General features: G+C 41.9%; 16 protein-coding genes. 5 read left to right on the top strand and 11 right to left on the bottom strand.

Features of this window, described 5'->3' with window-relative positions:
- The first annotated feature begins 113 nt into the window (after nucleotides 1-113).
- The 4 genes from pyrB to HNQ56_RS13135 all read left to right on the top strand — a co-directional run bounded on the left by pyrB (nucleotide 114) and on the right by HNQ56_RS13135 (nucleotide 3,634).
- The gene (gene pyrB, locus HNQ56_RS13150; RefSeq protein WP_429146834.1) at nucleotides 114-1,034 is read left to right on the top strand and encodes an aspartate carbamoyltransferase; all 921 of its coding nucleotides are present in this window, start codon (nucleotides 114-116) and stop codon (nucleotides 1,032-1,034) included.
- Nucleotides 1,028-1,456 (top strand): aspartate carbamoyltransferase regulatory subunit, encoded by a 429-nt coding sequence (locus HNQ56_RS13145; RefSeq protein WP_429146831.1) that lies wholly within the window; start codon nucleotides 1,028-1,030, stop codon nucleotides 1,454-1,456. The genes pyrB and HNQ56_RS13145 overlap by 7 nt, the downstream gene beginning before the upstream one ends.
- A 188-nt stretch (nucleotides 1,457-1,644) precedes the next feature.
- Nucleotides 1,645-2,199 carry an RNA polymerase sigma factor gene (locus tag HNQ56_RS13140; RefSeq protein ID WP_429146830.1) on the top strand — a complete coding sequence of 185 codons (555 nt, stop codon included), beginning with the start codon at nucleotides 1,645-1,647 and terminating at the stop codon, nucleotides 2,197-2,199.
- Between the two features lie 100 nt (nucleotides 2,200-2,299).
- Nucleotides 2,300-3,634 (top strand): hypothetical protein, encoded by a 1,335-nt coding sequence (locus HNQ56_RS13135; RefSeq protein ID WP_429146827.1) that lies wholly within the window; start codon nucleotides 2,300-2,302, stop codon nucleotides 3,632-3,634.
- Nucleotides 3,635-3,732: 98 nt separating this feature from the next.
- On the opposite strand, the gene HNQ56_RS13130 is transcribed toward HNQ56_RS13135, so the two are convergent.
- The 5 genes from HNQ56_RS13130 to HNQ56_RS13110 form a co-directional block, all read right to left on the bottom strand.
- Nucleotides 3,733-5,010 carry a transglutaminase domain-containing protein gene (locus tag HNQ56_RS13130; RefSeq protein ID WP_429146824.1) on the bottom strand — a complete coding sequence of 426 codons (1,278 nt, stop codon included), beginning with the start codon at nucleotides 5,008-5,010 and terminating at the stop codon, nucleotides 3,733-3,735.
- Nucleotides 5,011-5,146: 136 nt separating this feature from the next.
- Entirely contained in the window at nucleotides 5,147-5,728 is a 582-nt protein-coding gene (locus HNQ56_RS13125; RefSeq protein ID WP_429146821.1) for a superoxide dismutase, read from the bottom strand.
- A 142-nt stretch (nucleotides 5,729-5,870) separates the two neighbouring features.
- Complete coding sequence (locus HNQ56_RS13120; protein ID WP_429146818.1) at nucleotides 5,871-6,845, bottom strand: hypothetical protein; 975 nt, start codon at nucleotides 6,843-6,845, stop codon at nucleotides 5,871-5,873.
- 178 nt (nucleotides 6,846-7,023) lie between these two features.
- A complete protein-coding gene (locus HNQ56_RS13115; protein ID WP_429146815.1) occupies nucleotides 7,024-7,644 on the bottom strand; it encodes a hypothetical protein in 621 nt (206 codons plus the stop codon).
- Nucleotides 7,645-8,219: 575 nt separating this feature from the next.
- Nucleotides 8,220-9,890 carry a formate--tetrahydrofolate ligase gene (locus HNQ56_RS13110; protein ID WP_429146812.1) on the bottom strand — a complete coding sequence of 557 codons (1,671 nt, stop codon included), beginning with the start codon at nucleotides 9,888-9,890 and terminating at the stop codon, nucleotides 8,220-8,222.
- 340 nt (nucleotides 9,891-10,230) lie between these two features.
- On the opposite strand from HNQ56_RS13110, the gene HNQ56_RS13105 reads away from it, so the two are divergent.
- Nucleotides 10,231-10,875, top strand: coding sequence for an HAD family hydrolase (locus HNQ56_RS13105; RefSeq protein ID WP_429146810.1), 645 nt, complete (start codon nucleotides 10,231-10,233; stop codon nucleotides 10,873-10,875).
- Between the two features lie 12 nt (nucleotides 10,876-10,887).
- On the opposite strand, the gene HNQ56_RS13100 is transcribed toward HNQ56_RS13105, so the two are convergent.
- The 6 genes from HNQ56_RS13100 to HNQ56_RS13075 form a co-directional block, all read right to left on the bottom strand.
- Entirely contained in the window at nucleotides 10,888-11,796 is a 909-nt protein-coding gene (locus HNQ56_RS13100; RefSeq protein ID WP_429146807.1) for an ATP-grasp domain-containing protein, read from the bottom strand.
- Between the two features lie 36 nt (nucleotides 11,797-11,832).
- Nucleotides 11,833-12,699 (bottom strand): ATP-grasp domain-containing protein, encoded by an 867-nt coding sequence (locus HNQ56_RS13095; RefSeq protein WP_429146805.1) that lies wholly within the window; start codon nucleotides 12,697-12,699, stop codon nucleotides 11,833-11,835.
- 105 nt (nucleotides 12,700-12,804) lie between these two features.
- Nucleotides 12,805-15,606 carry an FtsK/SpoIIIE family DNA translocase gene (locus tag HNQ56_RS13090; protein ID WP_429146802.1) on the bottom strand — a complete coding sequence of 934 codons (2,802 nt, stop codon included), beginning with the start codon at nucleotides 15,604-15,606 and terminating at the stop codon, nucleotides 12,805-12,807.
- A gap of 119 nt (nucleotides 15,607-15,725) precedes the next feature.
- A complete protein-coding gene (locus HNQ56_RS13085) occupies nucleotides 15,726-16,718 on the bottom strand; it encodes a glycoside hydrolase family 130 protein (RefSeq protein ID WP_429146800.1) in 993 nt (330 codons plus the stop codon).
- A gap of 64 nt (nucleotides 16,719-16,782) precedes the next feature.
- Complete coding sequence (locus HNQ56_RS13080) at nucleotides 16,783-17,787, bottom strand: carbohydrate ABC transporter permease (protein WP_429146797.1); 1,005 nt, start codon at nucleotides 17,785-17,787, stop codon at nucleotides 16,783-16,785.
- 13 nt (nucleotides 17,788-17,800) lie between these two features.
- Entirely contained in the window at nucleotides 17,801-18,730 is a 930-nt protein-coding gene (locus HNQ56_RS13075) for a carbohydrate ABC transporter permease (protein ID WP_429146795.1), read from the bottom strand.
- Nucleotides 18,731-18,742: the final 12 nt, after the last annotated feature.

The following is an 18,742-nucleotide window of genomic DNA, read 5'->3' as shown; positions in this document are numbered from 1 at the left end:
TAATTAAATTTGAATTTGCATATTGATTTTTTAACATCATTATATTAATATAAATAGTTAAGGGATAAAATGCAATCTCGTCCTATTTCATTTATTAACCTATGGAGGTGTCTATGAAACATATTATCAGTCCGACTGACCTTACTGTTTCTGAGCTCGGTGATCTTCTGGATTTGTCCGAAAAGATAATTGAAAATCCCAAGAAATTCGCCGATGTATGCCGTGGCAGGAAACTGGCCACACTATTCTATGAACCAAGTACCCGGACCCGACTTAGCTTTGAAGCTGCAATGCTTAATCTTGGAGGTAATATCCTGGGTTTCTCATCCGCTGATTCCAGTTCGGCAGCAAAAGGCGAAAGTGTTGCTGATACTATTCGAGTTATTTCATCCTATGCAGATATCTGTGCTATCCGCCATCCCAAAGAAGGCGCCCCATTCGTTGCTTCTACTCATTCTTCTATTCCTGTTATCAATGCCGGTGACGGCGGTCATAATCATCCCACTCAGACCTTTACCGATTTATTAACCATTAAGAATCTCAAAGGACGGTTAGATAATTTAACGGTTGGTTTTTGCGGTGATTTAAAGTTCGGACGTACCGTCCACTCTCTGATCCATGCCCTGGCAAGATATGATAACATTAAATTTGTGCTGGTTTCACCGGAGGAGCTTCGCATTCCCGCCTATATCCGTGAGGGGGTACTGAAGGCAAACAATATTCAGTTTGAGGAAATCCGCAGTCTTGAGGATGCCATGCCCTCTCTTGATATCCTCTATATGACCAGAGTTCAGAGAGAACGCTTCTTTAATGAAGAGGATTACATCCGGTTAAAGGATGTCTATATTCTGGACTCCAAGAAAATGGCTCTCGGTAAGCCGGACATGCTTGTACTCCATCCGCTGCCCAGAGTCAATGAAATTGCAATCGAGGTGGACGAGGATCCCCGTGCCGTATACTTTAAGCAGGCCGAATTCGGCGTCTATGTCCGTATGGCTTTAATTATGAAATTATTGGAGGTGGAAGAATGCTGAATATCGGCGGGCTGAATCAGGGAATCGTTATTGATCATATTAAGGCGGGCGGCGCAATGAAGATTTACTCCTATCTCGATCTGGAGAATAAGGACGTATCCGTCGCCATTATTAAGAACGCCAAGAGCAATAAGATGGGCAAGAAGGATATCATTAAGATTGAGGGAACCATGGAGAATCTGGATCTGGATATCCTTGGCGCTCTGGATCATCAGATTACCATCAATATCATTGAAGACGGAAAGATTATTGAAAAGAAAACCACCGCGATACCGGAGCGCGTATCCAATATCTTAAAATGCAAGAACCCAAGATGCATTACCTCCATAGAACCTGGTCTTGTCCATACCTTCAAGCTGACAGACCGTGCAACCGGGCAGTACCGTTGTATTTACTGCGAACAGGCCTTTGACCGCAGATAATTTTCCGGGACAGGCTCCATGTTGTACTTAATACCATATAAATCCGGTTATTCTAACCGCTGTCAGAACAATGCAGTGACTGCTGTTCTGGCAGCGGTTTTTACATAAAGATTATAGAAATGAACCGATTCCATTTTCATTACAATAAACAGTAAGAGGCAGTTATGTTAACAGGGAGGACGGCAAATATGACAAAAGAAGAATTAAATCAGCTGATCGTTGATTACGGAAAGCAGCTTTACAGCTTTTGCTGCAACCTCACCGGAAACAGGCTGGAGGCAGATGATCTATATCAGGACACCCTCTTAAAAGCGGTCGAGCTATGCCACAGACTCGACCGCAGTGGCAACCCCAAGAGCTTCTTGATGGGGATATCAGTTAAGGTATGGCAAAATCACAGGAAAAAGCATGCCGTCAGGCAAAAGATTGTCAAATGGGAAGTGCTTGATGAGAATCTCACGCAGGATAAGGTTGAAAGAAATGTGTTTTCAGCCTTCTATGGAGTTACCATGCAGCCGGAAGAAGAAATTCTTCGCAACGAAATGATCCAAACCGTCCGAAGAGAGGTAAAACGGCTGCCCGAAAAGCTGCAGCTGGTAATCTATCTGTATTATACGGCTGAAATGTCGGTGGACGACATTTCAAAGGCGCTGCGTATCCCCAATGGAACTGTAAAAAGCAGACTTCACAAAGGCAGGAAATTAGTAAAAGAATTATTGGAGGTGTATGATTATGGAATATAAAGAGATGGATGAACTCTTAAAATCTGCCCTTTCTCCGACAGAAACACCCTCAGAGGCACTAAATCATAGAATCATAACCGAAATGAAGGAGGATCAACCAATGAAATGGAGAAATAAACGCTACCTTGCAGCAGCATGTATTATAGCAGCTACTCTTCTTCTGCCCGTCTCAATCTATGCTGCTCAAAGATTGTTATCACCCAAGGAAATCAGTGATAAAATGGATGATAATAAGCTAGGCGAGGCGTTCCGGAAGGATGGCGAGGAAGTATATCAGAGTGTAACGGACGGTGCATATAAGGCCACTTATCTGGGACATGTAACCGGGGAGTCCATGAGTGAAAGGACCAGCAGTATCGCCGGGGATGCTGCCAGCGAAAAAGCCGCTGCCTCATGGGATCTTACTCCGGAAAGAACCTATGTTGCTGTTGCCATAGAAAGAAGTGATGGGACTGAAATAACATATGAGGATCGATTGTTTGTATCCCCGTTAATTCAAGGGTTGAAGCCATGGAAATATAATATTGCCTCAATGAACGGAAGCTATATTTCACAAATTATTGATGGAATTCTTTACCGTATCATAGAATGTGACAGTATTGAAGCCTTCGCGGATAGAGAATTGTATCTGATTGTATTAGATACTTCCTTTTACAGTACGGACGCCTATCATTGTGATGAAACAACCGGACTAATTACGGTAAATGATGATTACCCTGGGACTAATATTTTGTTTCCCATGAAATTAGATCCTTCTAAGGCTGACAGCGAAAAGGCAAATGCATATATAGAGCTGTTTGAGAAGGAATGGAATTCCGGTGCAGAAGAAAATCCACAGGAGTTGGAACCGGCAGACGAAGCTGCAGAGGACGGGGAGGCAGCTCATCAGGGAGATCTTTACACAGATGATGAAAATGGAATCACAATGCATATCGAGGCATCTGGACCCACCAGTTCGTCCAATAATTATAGTTCAAAAGGAGCATTTCATTGTTATTTTAACGTAGAAGGAGAAGGCATCGAATCTCTTACCTATACCCTGAACAAAGGAGAGTTCTGTTATTGGCCGCGTGTCATAGACCCAGACCATCCCCATAAAAACGAGAAGGAGTTTTACGGAAATCAGTATACGATAGCTTATGATGAGCAGGATGCTACCGCTTATCCGTATACCGTTTCCATTTATCAGGAAGCCGTTCTCAGTAACTACGGGTATAACGAAGAATATATGGAAAATCTCAAGGATACAGAAAATTATATCGAGACAAGAAGTAAAATATACCGAGATTCATTAAATAAGGAGCTTGAATCGGCCATTATTACTTTAGAAATCAAAATGAAAGATGGCCGCGTTATTGAGAAGGAATTATCCTTTCAGGTCCATCCTCCGAAGGAAGAAGGATTTTATCAGAATATTGAAGTTAATGTAAAGTAAGCCGCATTAAGGTCCTTAGTAGAGTAAGGTGCCTGACGCCCCAGGTTTTGGGATATCAGGCACCTCTTATTTCATCTAATAGTAGGCACCCTCGATCTCTAATAATTGTTAAATATAATCGTTATTGTTTTTCCGTCTTTGCTTCTTGTACGTGAAAAAGAATACCAACCGCCATAATGATATAAAAACGCTATCCCGCTGTCTACTGAATAAGGTTTAGATGCAGTAATTTTAAAAATATATTTTTTCTCTTCCCCGTCTGCTTTGTAGGCGGCATAAGCTGCTGCCTTACGAAACTCCTCTGTGGTCTTTATATTATTTCGATCTATTTTACTCCATGATTTGCTAAACTCAGGGTAATCGGAACCTTCTCCCTGCCAATAATGTGAGCTCTTCAGCGCCTTGGCGTCAATCAGGAAATACTTCTGTCTTATATCATTTACTTTCTTATATTTATTACCGATCGGATCGTCCCAGGTAACATCTACATAAGACCATTTTCCATCCACATAGACCTGATTCCATTCGTGGCTGTCACCGCCTGCCTGCCCAGTTACCAAATTACATGGGATCATCAGCCTGTCACATGCTTCTTTATATAATTCGGCATACATAAAGCAAATACCTTTTTTCCCTTTTAATACATTTAAAGCCGATGATTGATTTTTTAACATTCTTAAACTGGTATTCACGGTGGAATAATCATAATTATAGCTCATAAAAAGAATTTGATAATTATGTACATTCTGCAGTATATCCCTTTCTGTTTTGGCTTTCCCCTTTGCCTTTACCAGAAACTCATATATGGTATCCCTTTTTAGTTCACCCGTGGGTAATTTCCCAATATAAAAAGCTTCTGCCTCTTCATCATAGTTAAGTGGATGATTCTCAAAATCAAAATCCCTAATTTTAATATAAGGTATTTGCTTAATATTATATACCTCCATGTTGACTTCTGTTTTTTCCCAGTAGTCTTCATATATGGTAATTTCTTTATTCCTTTTAATTTCCCCAATCCTATCTCCCGGCTTGTAAACTGACTTCCAGTCTAAATTATACCATTTCTCCTGCTTTGCATCCTGCATGGACAAATAAAAAACATTTTCTTTATCATAAAAATCATCCATATGCCCTAAATCTAACAAGTACTCTAATTTTACATAATAGTCCTCTCCATTCTCAAGCAAATAGGGAATTCTACAACCATAAATATAGAATTGCTTTTTCGATAGCCTTGCATAATTATCTTCTGCTGCACTACTGTTTATATTGGGGATAAATATAGATAACATTAGAATTATAGATATGAACAAAATTTTAATACTGCTCCATTTGGATTCACTCATTATATATTTCGGTGATTTAAATTTCTGCACTCCTCAGTTCCTCCTGCTCTTCTGTACATTTTTAAATAGCCTTTCGATATTATACTATACCGCAGCCTATGATAGCAAGTGGTAAGGTGCCTGACACCCCAAAACGGTGTCAGGGCACCTTACTCCCTTTTCTGTCCTAAAAATTAGACCGCCCCGCTACTACGGGCCAATTAATATTTTTCATAAAGGCATTAATATATGCGTCCTTATTGTCCGCATATTGCAGGAAATAGGCATGTTCGTACATGTCCAGAACAAGAATCGGCGCCGAATATGCAATGTTACCCAGATCGTGGGCATCCAGGCTGATGTTGCGCAATCTCATACTTCTCTGGTCGAAGCAAAGGACTGCCCAGCCCCTGCTGGCTTTTGCCGTGGCAATAAAATCATCCTGCCAGGCTTTAAAGCTGCCGAAATCCTGTACCAGCATATCCTCTGTGACCTCATCCGGCGACGGAGTGTTTCCTCCAATATTCTCAAAATACAGTTCATGAAGGATGACACCGTCCAGAGCGTAGGTCTCTCCCCTCTTCAATTCCCGGTACCAGCTGAAGGTGGTATTGGACTGATCTCGCTGAGCATCGCCGTGCATTAATATCTCATCGATTTTATTAATGTTTGTGACGTAGCCGTCGTACAGACGCATATGTGCTTCAAATTGTTCCGGATTTACCACCGTAATATCATTCGTATAAGGGAATTCTATCTTCTCTATCATAGTTATACCCTCTCCTCCCGTAATATGCCGCAGCATTTCTTCTATAATCATACGACAGCTTATCCGGATTTATTCTTACTATTATATAATACTGTATAAATAGATTGGAAGGAGGATATATGCTCCAGAAAATAACGAAAAATCATACTATCATTGGCACATATGGTCCGATTTTTTGATAGTCTCCAATGATATTTAAATTTATTACTGGTTGAAGATACATGGGGGAATGAAATGATTTTTTATAAAAAACAACATTTATTGTAAATACTTTTAAATCTTTTTTTTGCTGTAATGTCATGTCATATTTGAGAATTTCATTTACATCCTCCTTCATTTTATTATCTTCATAATATTCAACTGATTTTATTTCTAAGTAATCTTCTAATCCTTTTGGTAGTTCAATGTTAATATCATAGCTGTCATTAAAACGGGGATTGGCTGTTAAAAAGGTATAGGCAACTGCAAACGATGAATTTTCCTGTATTGGTTGCATAAATGATATGGGACAGTCAATTATCTTTACATTGTTTTCCAATTCATTATATTGAGTAATATAATAGAAAGCTGTATTTAACACGAAAGAAGAATTTTCTGATTGTTCAAACTTAACCGAATTAATCCGGATATTCTCTTCATCACATAATAGCTTCTCAACATCAAGAACTAATTCGAAGGTACATAAACCATTAATATCCAATGTCTTTACATGATAATCTGTTGCCTCACATATTATTCTCTCATCTGAAAATAAGCTTATTTTTAAAAATCTAGATGTTAATGCATCCTTTATTTTATCAGACTTATCTGAGGTCAGTACTTTACCAAAGATACTCAATGTACGATTAATTTTAGAGTTCCCATTCGTGTTATACAAAATTGAAACAATTGTATCATCAAGCTTTAAATATTGAGGAATTTCATCCTCTTTAAGATTATAGATACTGTCTTCGTTGAAAATCTCCCCCTTCTTTTCCTCATCGAACGGAGTGTTATCATCTGAATCGATTTTAGCGATATGATCAATATCCTGGTGATTAACCTCTTTCTTCTCACAGGCTGAAAAAACACAAAATATCAAAAAAAATAAACATAACAATGCTAATCTTTTTTTCATAACTACCTCCATACTGCTTATCAAACTAGCAATGTATCTATTCATAATCCACTATAAAAATAATAGTTGGTTACGAAGCCCATATTGCATACAAATAGAAAACTTATTAATCGATTAACCTTCAAGAATATACCAATAGCTTTAAATTAAAGCTATTGGTATATTCGAATAACTCATCTTATAAAGAAATTAATTGTAATGTATAGTAAGGATCATAGGGCGCCCCCCAAACATAGCCTGGCGTAGTCGAAACCATCATATTTAGGTACATGGTTACTTGATTAAATGATACATACTGTTGATAATATCTCATCACAATTCTACCTTTATACCCCGTTGGTATATTAGCGGAATATCCTTCAGTCGCAGAGACTGTATATGATGCGCTGGCATTAAATCCAACAGTAGCCGTTACTATCTCACTAAATCCTACGGCAACACTTAGACCACCAGATACTGTAAAATTTGATCCACCGGTAAATGTAATAGTAGCAGGCCCTGCCCCATAGTTTGTTAATGGATAAAAATCATTATATGTAATTCTATTAATGTTGGTGAGTGCGTAACTGTAACCATCGGCTGTCGGAGTTATTTCCATCGGTGTTGCCTTTACACATAATGTTTTCTCATCGGGTATTATAATTACCTTGGCCGGAGACAAATAAATTTCATCTATAATTTGAACATCCCCTGCTGCCTCTGAGTCGATTGGAGTATTATTCGCAAGTGCTATAAAAGTTGAGGTGTTGCATGTCGTCACTGCAAGTAAAATAAAAAAAACACAAAGCTTCTTTTTCATACACATACCTCCAACTATTTTTTAGAATAACAAAATGGACTTTAATGTTGATTGAATTTGTTCAATGGACTCATTCCCTTCTTCATATATTTGCTTTCTAAGCCGTTTTCCTTTTCTATGTTCGCATTATCAGTATACCATACTGTTTTATTTTGTTAAATATTCCTTTTTGTCTGATTAAACCATCCATAAATAATATGTTTTTTGTCATAAATTTATTTTAATTCGGTTTATACACCTGTATTTTATTAATAAAATCAAAATATTATATACAACTCGTGGTAATTTATCAAAAATCACAACTTTAATCAATAGCAGTCTAATGTCTTTATTTGCATTCAGCTATAACTTAATGATATTACTGGTCAGAAATCTTAATTTGGCACATATATGCTATTAGATCTTTCTCTTATAAAGCTATTATTACAAAAAAAGAGAGTAGCACATTGAAATATATGTGCTACTCTGGTATCAATTAGAACCACTGCTTAACCTATTAACATTGGTTATAAAATCAAATCGTAAATTTTGTTTTTGCAACATGCTCTTCTTATCGAATAAAAAATGTAATCTGGTTAAAACAATCCGGTAATCATGCCCTTCTCATCCACATCGATTCCCTCCGCCGCAGGAACCTTCGGCAATCCCGGCATTGTCATCACCGTACCGGTAATGGCTACCACGAAGCCCGCTCCGGCAGATACATAGACCTCCCTGATATTAATATGGAAGCCTTCCGGTCTCCCAAGCCTGGTAGCATCATCGGATAAGGAATACTGGTTCTTCGCCATGCAGACCGGCAATTCCTTATAGCCCAGGGACTCAATCATTTTGATCGCACTCTCCGCGGCAGGATCATAGGTAACTCCATTCGCGCCATAGATTTCTTTTGCAATAGTATCAATCTTCTCTTTAATGGGTAAGCTCACATCATACAGGGGTTTGTAATTACTGGGTTTTGCTTCCATGGTGGCAAGAACCCTCTTCGCCAGATCCACTCCGCCTTCTCCGCCCTTCTCCCATACCTCGCATAAGGAGAATTCACAATTCCTTTGTTCACAGAATTCCCGTATATATTGAAGCTCAGCCTCTGTATCCGATACAAAACGGTTCAGGCTCACCACCACCGGAACACCGAATTTCTGCAGGTTCTCAATATGCTTCTCCAGGTTCACGCTTCCATTTCTCAGGGCCTCCAAATTCTCCGTTCCCAGCTCGGCCTTCGGCACACCGCCGTTATATTTCAAGGCTCTGACCGTCGCCACCAGCACAACCGCATCCGGTTTCAATCCTGCCATCCGGCATTTGATATCCAGGAATTTCTCCGCTCCCAGATCCGCGCCGAAGCCGGCTTCCGTTACCACCACATCGGCCAGCTTCAATGCCGTCTTGGTCGCCCTCACACTGTTGCAGCCGTGAGCGATATTGGCAAAGGGCCCGCCGTGAATGATTGCCGGCGTATTCTCCAATGTCTGAATTAAATTAGGCTTCAGGGCGTCCTTAAGCAGCGCGGCCATAGCTCCGACGGCATTCAGCTGCTTTGCTGTTACAGGCTGCCCATCATAATTGTAAGCGACAACGATTCTTCCCAATCTCTCCTTCAAATCCTGCATATTCTCCGCAAGACACAGCACTGCCATGATTTCCGAAGCAACGGTGATAATGAAATGATCCTCCCGGACAACGCCGTCCGTCTTTCTGCCAAGGCCCACCACAATATTGCGGAGAACCCGGTCATTCATATCAACACAGCGCTTCCACACAATCTGGTTAGTATCAATTCTCAGAAGATTCCCCTGCTGAATGTGATTATCCAGCATTGCCGCCAGAAGATTATTGGCAGAAGTAATGGCATGAAAATCACCGGTAAAATGCAAATTCAAATCCTCCATCGGAACCACCTGGGCATTGCCGCCGCCTGCGGCTCCGCCTTTAATACCAAAGCAGGGTCCAAGGGAAGGCTCCCTCAGCGCGATACAGGATCGTACCTTCAGAAGTCCCAGGGCCTGTCCCAGCCCTACTGTCGTTGTCGTCTTTCCTTCCCCTGCCGGAGTGGGATTAATCGCTGTCACCAGCACCAGCTTTCCGTCAGGATTATCCTTCACTCTATCCCATAGATCATCCGATAGCTTTGCTTTATACTTTCCGTAATACTCCAGGTCATCCTCGGAGATATTCAGCTTCTTCGCCACCTCCCGGATATGCTTTAACTGTGCCTCCTGTGCTATTTGAATGTCTGATTTCATTAATCCTTCTCCTGCCTTTCTCCTTTTATAGTGCCTTAAAGAATGAAGTATCTCTTTGCCATATCATGATTGTAGCTATTTATTCCGGATTATTCAAGATACCTTTGGTATTTTCATTTATTAATTATGGTAATGATTCGATGTCTTAATATTAATAAACTCGTAACGGTTGAGACTGCGGCAGGGAGAACCATGCCCTCCTCCCTGCCGCAGTCTCAACTGTTGCCCCGATTCCGGTTACATATGAAAAAATGCTTGCGTTTCCAATAGAGGAACGCTATACTATTAATAATTTAACCTGAAATATTCTGCTTTCGATGAAATAGAAAGGATGTACCCAATGAAATTTAACACCGTGATTTTTGATTTGGATGGAACCTTACTGAATACCCTGGATGACCTGCGGGATAGTCTTAACGAGGTCCTGGCTTCTAATGGCTATGCTTTAAAAAGCATGGAGGAAGTCAGACGGTTTGTGGGCAATGGTGTCAGGAATCTAGTCCGACTGTCTGTCCCGGCAAAATGCACTGAAGAGGAAATAACTCTTATTATGGAAGCATTCAAGCAAAACTATAAGCATAATATGCAGAATAAAACAAGGCCCTATAACGGTATTATGGAGCTGCTGCTGGATCTGAACCGCTTTAATTATAAAATAGCCATCGTTTCCAATAAATATGACGCTGCTGTAAAGGAGCTCTCCCGAACCTATTTCGGCAATCTGATTCCCGTGGCCATCGGCGAAACCTCCGAGATCAAGAGAAAACCCGCTCCTGACAGCATCTATAAGGCGGTGAAGGAATTAGGCTCCGACCTGCGCTCCACCGTTATGGTGGGTGACTCTGAGACCGACGTACAGACCGCAAAGAATGCGGGAATTCGCTGTATCGGTGTCACTTGGGGCTTCCGCTGCCGGGAGGTGCTTCGAAGCGAAGGCGCCGATTATCTCATTGATACACCAAGAGAGCTTCTTACCTTGATATAAAGGCTTCCGCCCTCATACCAGGCAGGCACTCCGTATAAAATTCAGATATCTTTCCACGATATTGAGATCGGAGCATTGATAAAGCATTCTGGAACCGACCACATCCTCGATTTCATTAAATATCAATTCTCCCTCATCCCCGATGATAAAATCAATACCTACCAGCCCAAAGTCAAACTCTGAAGTAATCCGATCCACAATGGCAATTTCCTCCTGCCCCAGTGAATACAGGCTTACTTCTCCTCCCAGCGAGAAATTTGATTTAAAGCCTTCTTTTGCAGTGCGCAGTACCGCTGCTACAATCTCTCTTCCAAGGATATATACCCTGAGATCCTGGTGCCTGCTTCCGGTCAGCGGCTGTACCACCAGATCGCTTGACCCGATCCCTGTTCGAATCAAGGATGCCGGGGAGGTCCCTTCCCAAAACTCCTTTTTCTCACAGACGGAACCGGAGGAAGCTTGTTCCCCCTGGTACAGAAACACCTGCGTGCCTCCGTGACCATCCACAGCCTTAATGACAACCGGCTCCTTCGCGGTATTCATCACCGCATCAAGCTGATTATTCCGGCAGAAACAGGTATCTACCATCTTAATTCCTGTTTTGGCAAGATACTGATATGTCCTGGCCTTATCATTACAAATCTCTGAGACCATGGAATTATTAAACACCCGGATTCCCATTGCCTCCAAATGCCTGTTCAGCAAGGGATAGATGGCACGGCAGATGGCAAAGTCCGGCTGCTCCGGCTTCTGCCCTTTATAGGTCAGAAAGTATCCGCCCTCCCGTATTCCAAATTCTATTTCCTCCACCAAAAGAAGCCGTATCTCTATTCCCAGTCTTCTTCCCTCTTCCAGATAAAACTGAATATAATTTTTATTATATACCGCGCTGTCCCGGTAATAAATAATCCATCCTACCATCGATACTATCTCCCGCCAGAATATTCTGTTCCTTAATCATAAACTTTCTTTTATATGCTTCAGAATAGCTTCTGCAGCATCCACTCCCGTACAATCATAAATATTCTTAAAATGGGCATTGGAATTCACCTCGCAGACCAGCGGCTCCTCCTCTTCGCCAAAGAGAATATCCACCCCTGCAAAATCCAGTCCAATCGTATCACAGCACCGGACAGCAAGCTCCTGCTGTTTTTGCGTGGGTTCATAAGCCCGCATCTTCCCTCCTATGGTCAGATTGGCGCGAAAATCACCGTTCTCCGAATAGCGATACATGCCTGCAATTACTTTACCGCCCACTACCTGCAGGCGAATATCCCTGCCGAAGCTGGTCTGAAGAAACTTCTGAAACAAAATCGGCTTCCCGGCAATGGATTTCATCCGCTCTATGCATTCCTCCCGGTTATGAACCAGGTACACCTGCTGACCGAAGGAACCAAAGCATTCCTTCATCACCATGGGAAAGCCGAGACGCTCCTCGACCTCCTCCAGAAAATCATAATTGGTGTATCCTATATTCTCAAAGGTCATGGGAGCAATCACGGTGTCAGGCACCGGAATCCCTTCCCTCATCAGCACAAGATGGGTCAGAGCCTTATTATCACAGGTTTCAATGGCTTTTGCCGAGTTAAATACCGGATATCCCAACTGCTCCAGATATGCCGCCAGTTTAACATCCTTGTCCCAAAAGAGAATAAAATCCGCCTCATTTTGAGGAAACTTTCTGGCTGTATCCATTAATATCTGTGCGTTTGTCCTTAACTCCATAACAATCCCATGCTTTAGCGCCGCCGACAAGAGGCGGTCATGAATATCCTGAAACTTATCGGATTGTAAAAATTCATTGACAATCAAAATTCCCCGCATCATTTTCTCCCGTTTTCCCGCATTTATATTGCAGGAAATAAAACTGTATCCATTTCCTCCTCGGTGTCAGGCACCAGAATGGTGCCTGACACCGACACTTTCTGTTTAATATTCCTCCAGGTACTGTTCAAATTCCTCCTGGGTCATCAATATCTTTCTTGGCTTCGTTCCCTCCTCAGCCCCTACCACACCGGCCTCATAGAGCTGGTCCATAATGCGGGCCGCCCGGTTAAAGCCGATCTTATACACCCGCTGCAGCATACCGATGGAGGCCTTGTCCTTCTCAATGATGAATTTGCCTGCTTCTGCGAAATACTCGTCCCGCTCGTCTCCGCCGGCCGCCGCCATCTCACCGGGCTTGGCATTGTTGATCTTATCGTGAACATCATCACTATAGCTGGCTTCATTATTATTCTTCTTTAAAAATTCCACCACGGAGCTTACTTCCTTATCGGAAACAAAGGCTCCCTGGATACGCACCGGCTTGGGATAGCCGGAGGGGAAGAACAGCATATCCCCCTTGCCCAGCAGCTTCTCCGCACCGCTGCCATCCAGAATCGTCCTGGAATCGATGGCGGAGGATACGGCAAAGGCAATTCTGGAAGGAATATTGGCTTTAATCAATCCGGTAATAACATTAACAGAAGGCCTCTGGGTAGCAATGATCAGATGCAGACCCGCCGCTCTTGCCATCTGAGCCAATCGGCAGATGGCATCCTCTACCTCTCCCGGCGCGACCATCATAAGATCGGCCAGCTCGTCGATTATGATGACAATCTGAGGCAGCTTCTGACAGCTCTCATCATTCAGATGGGCAACCTCGGCGGCTTTCTCATTATAGCCCTTCAGATCCCGGACACCCGCATCGGCAAACTTTTTATACCTCTCCGTCATCTCCATTACGGCCCAGTTCAGCGCCGCGGATGCTTTCTTCGGGTCAGTCACCACCGGTATCAGCAGATGGGGGATTCCATTATAAACACTTAGCTCCACCACCTTGGGATCCACCATGATCAGCCGTACATCCGAGGGCTTTGCTTTATACAGAATACTCATAATTAAAGTATTAATACATACGGACTTACCGGATCCCGTAGCTCCCGCAATGAGCAGATGGGGCATCTTGGCGATATCCGTAATGACAGTCTGTCCTCCGATATCCTTACCGACTCCGAAGGCAATATCAGAAGAATGTCCGGTGAATTCCTTGCATTCAATCAGCTCCCGAAAGGCCACCATGGAATTCTCCTTGTTGGGAACCTCGATACCCACCGCCGCCTTTCCCGGAATCGGCGCCTCAATACGAATATCCGCTGCCGCCAGATTCAGCTTGATATCATCCGCCAGGGCTGTGATACGGCTGACCTTGACCCCCTGCTCCGGTTGAAGCTCATAACGGGTGACCGCAGGGCCGCAGCTTACATTGGTAATGGCTACATGAACTCCAAAGCTGTCCAGAGTACTTTGAAGCTTCATCGCGGTCTCTCTTAATCCGGCTTCATTCCCGCCTGATTTTCCCGATTTGGCTTTAGGCGCGGCGAGCAGGCTTATCGGAGGGAAAATATATTCTTTGGGCTGGGGAAGCTGGTCAATCCCTAAGTCATCTACAGCAGTAGAAGCTTTGTCCGTCCCTGTATTGCTTCTTCCCATGGTACTCGTTTCTTTCTGATGCAGATCTCCCTGCTCCGGTCCATTATGACCCGATGCCTGTGATTTGCCATTCCGGGAAGCTTCGTCATCAAAATTCCTGCTATCTTCCTTGAGCATATCTTTCTCTGAATAAGCGTTACTAATTCCCGTATCTTGCGCCTTATCGTCCTGCTCATTATGATGTTCTTCCCTATAGGCATCTATATCTACTACAGGTGTAGTATCCGCCGTACCAGCAAATTGTTTCGTGATTTCTGCGTCTTCCGGGACGGGCCGGCCGAATTTATTTCTCAATTCCTCCTCATAGGTTGGCAGGGCATCCTCCCCTGCTGCGGCACCCGCGGAATCCGGCTCCGCTGCCTCTTCAAACAGGCCATGGAAATTAATGACCGGCAGCTTCTCCAGCTCTTTCTCCATTCCTTTTTTCAGTTTACGGTCTTTCAGCTGTATTACGGTGTCCTTCTCCTCCGATTTTTGCTCTTCCCCTTTACCGCTGGCACCTTTCTTGCCCTTTCCATTCAAATTCTCGGTATCAAGAAGGAAGGTCTTCGGAGGTCTCCTTTCCTGGCCGTTGGCTCTTGCAACCGCATCCAGTTCCTCCCGCTGTTCCTTGCGAATCCGCTGGTATTCCTTCCTCTCCGCCAGGGAATTCTTACTGTTCTTAGCGATATATGTAAAAATCGCTTTCCCGGAAATGACGATAACCGAGATCAGCATTACTGCAATCAGAATGACATAGGTTGCCATCTTTTCAAATAAACTGCAGAATATCATAACCAGAATGCCGCCCACCATTCCGCCGCCATTCCGTCCGGTCATGGAATTCATATAATATTCCACAAATTTCGTCTCCGAACTATACTCATGGGCCGTCAGCTCAATCACTCCTGCCAGCGCAACGAAAAAGACACTGGCGCTGAGAAGCTTTCTTCCCGCCCTGCGGTTGCCCAGATTGGATATATGAAAAGCTGTCATAAAAAACAGAATAAAAGGCAGCAGGTATGCTTCCCATCCGATCATGCCAAAGATAAATCCGCTTACTGCTTTACCCGCCTTGCCGCTTAAATCAAAATTGCTTAAAAATAAGAGTATCGATACTACCAGTGCAAGGATCAGAATGATTTCATCCTGTACCGCACCGCTTTCCTTAATATCCTTCCCATTGTTCCTGTTATTTCTTGTGCTGTTATTCTTACCCCCAGTGCTTTTACGCCTCTGTGCTCCTGATGCCTTTTTCGATTTCTGTTTCGAAGCCATTGCTATAAATCTCCCCTCTATGGTAAACCGATATTCACGGATGAAATTGATTTTCGTAAATATTATACCTGTTGTGGAAATGTTATGCAAGTCTAACTATTCTTCTTGAGTTTCCGTAACTATGTAAGGGGATATTTTTTTGCCCAATTTATAAGTTCATCCGCAGTGGTAAAAGCTAAACCTGTTACTGTATCCGCACAGCCATAATATACTGCAATACGGCCTGTTGCAGCATCTGTTAATGCTGCACAGGGGAACATTACATTCGGTACATCTCCCGTTAATTCATATGGTTCCATTGGAGCTAAAATATAATTTTTAGAACGATACTTCACCTTCCATGGTTCATCCAGATCTAATACCGCGCATCCCATACGATATACAAATCCATTGCAGGTATGCAATACACCATGATAGATCAAAAGCCATCCTTCCTCTGTCTCAATTGGGCAAGGACCCGGGCCTATTTTGGTGGACTGCCAGGCAGAATAATCACCTTTGTAAGTGCCCATTACAAATCGATGATGTCCCCAATATTCCAGATCAGCGCTCTGGCTGTAGAATATATCACCAAAGGGTGTATGACCTGTATCACTTGGACGGCTTAGCATCGCATATTTACCATTAATTTTTCTTGTAAATAACACACCATTTCTATTATAAGGCAAAAAGGCATTTTCCAATTGTATAAATGTCTTAAAATCAAAGGTATATGATACCCCTATGGTTGGGCCATGGTATCCATTGCACCAAGTAATGTAATACCTGTCTTCTATAAAACATACACGAGGATCATAGCGATATTCTCTCTTTAAAATTTCCTTATCCTCCCCTACAAATGTAATAGGTTCAGGATTGATATCCCAATGAATACCGTCCTTACTAAACCCGGCAAAAATATCCATGCTGATACTTAAACTGTCGCAACGAAATACACCTGCAAATCCATCCTCAAAAGGTACAACCGCACTATTAAATACGCTGTTTGATACAGGGATCGCATCCCTTCCAATAATCGGATTTGCACTATATCTCCAAATTGGAAGACGATATCCTTCCGGTTTGTCTTGCCAGGGCATGTTGGGCAAATCTGCTCCAATAATCTTACTCATATTAACCTCCATCGTATCCCAATTAATATATCTGGAATCTATTTGTGTTTTGTATTTTGTATTATTAATCTCCGCCAAGTCCGCTTCGTTCCACACCTTGTATAAATCTCTTCTGTACAAAAACATACAAAATAAGCAATGGCAAAATTACCAGGATTGCACATGCACAAGCAACTGCCTTTTGTACGATGGGTGATTCATACTCAACGATATATTTACTTGGAATGAGCTTCTCTATATCAGAGATTGCCCATCTCATATTATTTTGAATTTTCACCAATCGCAAGGGTAAATGCCAATTGTTCGGACTTAGTAATGATATATAATAAACATCAGCATAGTTCCAAACAAAGCTTAGTACACTTACCGTTGTTAATGAAGCTGAAACTCCCGGGATAACTATCTTAAAAAATGTTTTTAAAAACCCGGCTCCATCCACATAAGCTGCTTCTTCAATTGAAATCGGCAGCTGACGATAGCTCTGCCTTAATATATAGATGTACAAACCACCTTTAACACCCATGCCGGTTACAGCTAATAGATAGATGGCCGATGTGGAACCAATCAGGTTCATTGAGCTTCCTTTGATTACTTCGGCTATTCCTAAAATATCAAAATTACGGAAGGTAATATATTGTGCCAGCATAATGGATTGGGAGGGTACGATAATTGTAAATATAACCAGACCAAATAATAAATTGCTTCCCCTAAACCTTAATCTTGCAAAGGTATATGCTGCCAACGCAGCGCATAAGGTCTGTAAGAAAGCTAAAACCGCTGTGTTCAATAAGCTTAAAACCACCGCTTTATCATAATCCAGAATGATCCACCCTGTTATAAAGGACTGTAACGAGGTTGCCGGCGGTATCCAGGCGGTGTTTTTCATTCCTAAGGCAGACTGAGCAGTTATGCCGCTTTTGAATGTGGTATAAATTGGTGTCAATATAATAAATCCCAAACAAATCAATAGTATATAGCGAAATCCAATTGCCAATATGCTAAGGCATTTTCTTTTTATCACCAGAGGGATATATCTGCCGGTAAATTGTACTTTATCAGTTGTCTTCATTAATAACTCTCCTCTAGTTGTCATAATAAAACACCACCTTTGATACTAAATAGGATAATAGTAGAACTACTGTTACGCTGACAAGGAAATAAGCTGCACTCATAGAAGCACCCAGACCATATTTAGCATTGGTAAAGGTTGTTGTATTAATGATCTCTGAAATATCGGCGGCGGCAAAGGTATCCGCCAAACTATAAATCATACATACCATAATCATGGGAGATATCATAGGTAATGTAATCTTACAAAAGCTTTCAAATTTCGTACACCCTTCTATCTGAGCCACTTCATACAGAGACGGGGATATCCCTTGAAGGCCTGCTAAGAATATAAGCATTTGAACACCTGCTTTTGTAATAACTTCAAAGATTGAGTTAACAAATTCCAAAATCATATTTACCATATAAGCCGGAAATCCACTATTAGTAATAATTTTGATAATAAAATCAGCACTCACAAAACTTTGGGATTTATCCATCATTACATTGATATCTGTTAATTCAATATCGGTAATTCCCGTAGCCAAAATAATGGGTACAAAGAATACTACGCGGAAAAACCCTCTTCCCTTATACTTTCCATTAAGAAGAATGGCAACAAACAAAGATACAAATATTTGAAAGGGCACATTCTTAACAACCGTTGCTAAAGCTTCAATTAACATTTTGTTATAATTGGGATCTACTGTAAATATGTATTTAAAATTATTTAATCCGGCAAACTGATAGGAAAATCCATCATTCCCTAAGGTCATATTAAAAAAGGAATAATAAAATGTTTTTACCAATGGTCCCAGAAAGAAAAATAATACCCCAATTGCCCACGGAAGCAGAAATATAATTCCCCATATTGTTTTTTTCTTTTTATAAGGCAGGCTCGAATAAAAGTCCCTTTTTAAATAATTTGATTTGGATTCTGCAGTAGTACGCTCTTTTTTCTTCAACTTATTCACCTC

Source organism: Anaerotaenia torta (assembly GCF_050433395.1).
Classification (GTDB): domain Bacteria; phylum Bacillota; class Clostridia; order Lachnospirales; family Lachnospiraceae; genus Mobilitalea; species Mobilitalea torta.
The sequence above is the reverse complement of the archived record's forward strand: the minus strand, read 5'-3'. Positions and strand labels throughout refer to the sequence as shown.

Bases quoted from the DNA above. Each gene is read 5' to 3' on its own strand.
- HNQ56_RS13095 (WP_429146805.1), bottom strand. From the start codon at position 12,699: ATGCGGGGAATTTTGATTGTCAATGAATTTTTACAATCCGATAAGTTT.
- HNQ56_RS13110 (WP_429146812.1), bottom strand. From the start codon at position 9,890: ATGAAATCAGACATTCAAATAGCACAGGAGGCACAGTTAAAGCATATC.
- HNQ56_RS13085 (WP_429146800.1), bottom strand. From the start codon at position 16,718: ATGAGTAAGATTATTGGAGCAGATTTGCCCAACATGCCCTGGCAAGAC.
- HNQ56_RS13100 (WP_429146807.1), bottom strand. From the start codon at position 11,796: ATGGTAGGATGGATTATTTATTACCGGGACAGCGCGGTATATAATAAA.
- HNQ56_RS13135 (WP_429146827.1), top strand. From the start codon at position 2,300: ATGAAATGGAGAAATAAACGCTACCTTGCAGCAGCATGTATTATAGCA.
- HNQ56_RS13145 (WP_429146831.1), top strand. From the start codon at position 1,028: ATGCTGAATATCGGCGGGCTGAATCAGGGAATCGTTATTGATCATATT.
- pyrB (WP_429146834.1), top strand. From the start codon at position 114: ATGAAACATATTATCAGTCCGACTGACCTTACTGTTTCTGAGCTCGGT.
- HNQ56_RS13125 (WP_429146821.1), bottom strand. From the start codon at position 5,728: ATGATAGAGAAGATAGAATTCCCTTATACGAATGATATTACGGTGGTA.
- HNQ56_RS13120 (WP_429146818.1), bottom strand. From the start codon at position 6,845: ATGAAAAAAAGATTAGCATTGTTATGTTTATTTTTTTTGATATTTTGT.
- HNQ56_RS13115 (WP_429146815.1), bottom strand. From the start codon at position 7,644: ATGAAAAAGAAGCTTTGTGTTTTTTTTATTTTACTTGCAGTGACGACA.
- HNQ56_RS13105 (WP_429146810.1), top strand. From the start codon at position 10,231: ATGAAATTTAACACCGTGATTTTTGATTTGGATGGAACCTTACTGAAT.
- HNQ56_RS13080 (WP_429146797.1), bottom strand. From the start codon at position 17,787: ATGAAGACAACTGATAAAGTACAATTTACCGGCAGATATATCCCTCTG.
- HNQ56_RS13140 (WP_429146830.1), top strand. From the start codon at position 1,645: ATGACAAAAGAAGAATTAAATCAGCTGATCGTTGATTACGGAAAGCAG.
- HNQ56_RS13090 (WP_429146802.1), bottom strand. From the start codon at position 15,606: ATGGCTTCGAAACAGAAATCGAAAAAGGCATCAGGAGCACAGAGGCGT.